The organism is Sulfurovum sp. (genome assembly GCF_041562805.1).
Taxonomy (GTDB): Bacteria; Campylobacterota; Campylobacteria; order Campylobacterales; family Sulfurovaceae; genus Sulfurovum.
On sequence record NZ_JBFFOH010000201.1, the window covers coordinates 1 to 3921 of the forward strand.

4 protein-coding genes are annotated in these 3921 nt (G+C 34.6%); all 4 read right to left on the reverse strand.

Going from position 1 to position 3921, the window contains the following annotated elements:
* Positions 1-240, reverse strand: a 240-nt coding sequence (locus ABYK33_RS14475; protein ID WP_373034004.1) for a hypothetical protein, incomplete at its 3' end; no start/stop codon positions are given.
* A gap of 328 nt (positions 241-568) precedes the next feature.
* Positions 569-1447 carry a potassium channel family protein gene (locus ABYK33_RS14480; protein WP_373034005.1) on the reverse strand — a complete coding sequence of 293 codons (879 nt, stop codon included), beginning with the start codon at positions 1445-1447 and terminating at the stop codon, positions 569-571.
* Between the two features lie 375 nt (positions 1448-1822).
* The gene (locus tag ABYK33_RS14485) at positions 1823-2485 is read right to left on the reverse strand and encodes a hypothetical protein (protein ID WP_373034006.1); all 663 of its coding nucleotides are present in this window, start codon (positions 2483-2485) and stop codon (positions 1823-1825) included.
* Between the two features lie 91 nt (positions 2486-2576).
* Positions 2577-3578, reverse strand: coding sequence for a hypothetical protein (locus ABYK33_RS14490; protein ID WP_373034007.1), 1002 nt, complete (start codon positions 3576-3578; stop codon positions 2577-2579).
* Positions 3579-3921 lie beyond the last annotated feature (343 nt).

Genomic DNA, 3921 nt, shown 5'->3' on the forward strand with positions numbered 1-3921 from the left:
CAGCAGGAAACCAAAGTCGTACCAGCCGCCCGTGTTGTTGACCTCGTAGACGGAGACGTTCTCGTTGAAGATGTGGATGATGAGGGTAATAAAAGAGATCATCCCATGCCAAAGCCCATACCAGAACCCGGCAGGTTCTACCTGCACGAACTGCGCATCACCGGCGGTGCAGGCTGTAAAGAGGAAGAGCAGGGGGAGCAAGAGCAGTGTTGTGTATAATTTGGGGGTTTTCAGTGTCATAAGAACTCCTTTTGACAGGTTCGGTGTTACTTGGGTCGCGACTGACCAGATGCTGTGATTATGCGATTTGTTAATAATATATCGTAATTGGGGTTGTCAGTCAACATCACGATCTATGAGATATAAAGGAGAGATGAGAGATAGTTCTGTGACTTTGCTTGTACGCCCTAGGCTACATACGTATTCACACATAAAATCTTGAATGGAATTAATATTGGTAACCTGATCCCATAGGTTTGTAATTTCATCTAATTTTTCTAAAAGTGTAAACTATACTTTGAGTCTGATTTAGATTATAGATAAAAACAAGTCGGACAACAACGATTTGTTAGCTATTCACAATAGTATTAATATCTTCGTTAATTAGCTCCAACAACTTCATTTGAAGTTTAATTTGATGATAAAGTGCAGCATAGCCATTAATCATATTTGATTCTAGAAATTTAACTTCACCTGAGTGTTTTTCTAACATTTCGCTTACATAGTCAGTCATTTTTTTATTACCGAGTCTAGTATTTACTGCACCAAGTATGGAATCTGAAAAATCAAAAGAATGAACGGCGTTAACAAAAGACAAGCAATGTTTTTCTAATTTGGGAAATAGCCTTAAATCCACATTCTTTATAAGATCAGAAATTTCGGTATTTAGTGCATTTAAACTAGAAAAATAATATTTGACAGCAGGTTCATGTTGATTTTGGGTTAAGAGCATAGAAGATTTATATAAGTCCATCATATCGTTCAATGTAAAGTCATGATTGTATTCTTGAGTTCTAGACTTTAGAGGGCTTGTGATTTGAATAACTGATTGCTTGTATTTTTCAGCTAGTGGGCGAATTAAACTGTAAAAACCGTTTAGTTTAGCAATTTCACCTTCTCTATAAGTGTTTTTTTCTTTTTCTATTTCTTCACTTCTAGTTGTTTCACTCCTGACTCTTGAAAGAGCATTTAGAAATAGTCCAATTAAGGTAATTCCAAATATAGATTCTGAAGCCGCTACTAGTCTACCAAGATCATTTGTCGGTGATATATCTCCATAACCAAGGGTCGTTATTGTTACAGCGCTAAAGTAAAAACATTGGACAAGTGTTTTTCCTTCACCTATTGTTTCTGGTAGTAAATAATAAATCAGTCCAAATAGAGGTATCAAAAGTAAATATACCGATGCATACATTTTTGGCTTTGAGTGAAAAATAAAGTCTTGCATGTTTCTCCAGTTTGTAAGCAAATTACTTAGCCATATTCTATAGGAGTAAGACTTTAAGTAAGAAATATGGGGTCAGATTACAATATTGATTTTTATCCCTACTCTTCCGTAACATATGACTGATCGTTCCCTGTGTTACTTTCAACACATTAGTAATAGCATTTTTTGAATACCCAAGTTCAACAGCTTCTTTCTCGTTCCATCCCTTGTCTATACAATCTCTCCTTAGGTGGAATGAATACATCAATATCAGTTCTCTGTAAGGTTGTTAGCAAGTATAGACTACCATATACGCTCCACCTCCGGAGAGGTGGGACGAGAGAAAAATAGTAGCACCTTGACTATCAATTATTTATTCCAAGGTTCTATAAATTTTTAATATGTTGTTTTTTCTTTATACCAAAATCCAACAGTATGAAAAGAATTGTCTCTAGCTGTGTTTACATTAAATATGTAATAGTTGTCTTTTGTAGGGGAACTGAGAATGTTTAATGACCAAGATGTCCCATGGTTTATACATTCAATAGTATTATCTTTAACATCCTTCCCTCTCTGACACATAGCTTTTTTTAAACTCATCATAGACATATTATTCGAAATATCAAATTTATTATTGAAATAATCAAAAGATTTTTTTGTAATTTCATAACCTATATGTACGTAATATTTCACAGATTTTCCAGGTTCAATGTTAATAGGAAAATCAGCTTTTTCACCCGTCAAAGTATAAATACCTTGATTTAATCCAGTATACTCACTTTTTGTAGATTTTTCTAACATATAAAGTTGATTTTTTAATATAGCTATTGTTCTATCACTTGTATTTGTTATAACAAGCTCCCAAGTAGTATTTATTAGAGGTGGAATTTTATCATGAAATGGAGGTGTAATTTTTGTGGTATATCCACTTCTTAAAGGGTTTAAAGATAGTCTTAAATTTTCTGATCTATCTAAATTTGCTTTGTAAGAAAAGTAAAGTGCTACTAATGAGACTATTAGAGCAAATATTCCGATAAAAGTATTAATTTTATTTTGCAATTATTTTTCCTGTGATTTAATATTTAAAATGACCAATCAAAAAGCCGTCTACGGGCTTTTGATTGGTATTCTTTGACTTGTTAGCTCTAATTTATGCATCTGCAAACATTGCATGCTCTACACGGGACACGGGATCAAACCCCTTTGTCTTTTTGAAAGACATATTATGTACAAAGTTTGTCATAGAGTCGGAAGGATCAATCGCATCTAGATTTAATGATTGCAATGCACTCCGAGATATACAAGCAGATAAAATTGGGGATTCTTCTAGATGCCCTGTTTTAGTATTTAATAATTCATCAATGGCTGTAACGATGACTAAATCATCTGGAAGTGTTGAAAACAATTCGTTTCCCACCCGTAGAATGCAACTGCATACGTAGTCTTGGTATAACTCGTTAAACTTTCCTTGCGGCATTTTTTTTACAGACAACTTACCACTATTCAACAAGCTCTTAATTTCATTTGGAATAATTTCTTTTCCATGAACATTAATCGTTGCTTCGACAACTCCACTACCGCCAATGGAAACTACTAAACTTGATCCTAAACTTGATATTTCAGAGAAGGGGTCTAAGTCTTCAATAACTTCTAGTTTTGCTTTCCCGTCACCATTGAGCAAAGACTTTGCCAAACCTGTACTCTTTTCCCAGTCTTTAAATTCTTCCTCCCATTTAGAAAGATTTTGACCATGTACTAAAGTGTCTTTATTGATTGCTGCTTTGATATTTGTTTTAAGTTTTTGCTTCACTTTTTCTTCTCTTTTAAAGAGTCGATCTATAAAGCCTGGTTTATAATTATCAGCTTTCTGACGAGCATTTTTTTCATGTACTTCTGCCTTTTTTGGATGGACGGGTTCTTCTTGTGTTGCAAGTTCATTCCACTGTATTGGAATGCTACATTCCTTATGAAGAGATTGGATTATGTCTATATGATTCTCAAACACTTCGACTTCATAAGCTGCTTGTTCTAACACTTGCATACGTTCGTATTGTTTTTGGCGATTTTCAAGTTCTCGTTGACGCTTCTTTGCATCTCTTTCGGCTGCTCTAACAGCAGCTCCAATAGAACGAACTGTACCTTTCCAACCCATATGCCATCTCCTCTGATTTATTAACGCTAACTATTCATTGGTGCATTCTATACAAGCAAGGCTTAAATTAGGACGTAGTAGAACTTATGAAATGTTGTAAAAAAATGTTATTAGATTATAGACTGTCATATTTAGGTTGAACAGATAGTAAGTGATTTCGAATTTTATAGACGTTTTAAACCATAAAAAAGCCCCTAAAACCGCCAAGAAGAACACAACTTGCATATGCTGAACCAGACTTTCAGAGTCAAAACAGACAAGGAAAATTTATGGGAATCCCACAACCAGCTTTTTATATGATGAAATGCCAACAATCTACGCCTCCGGGTATGCCGAAACCGTC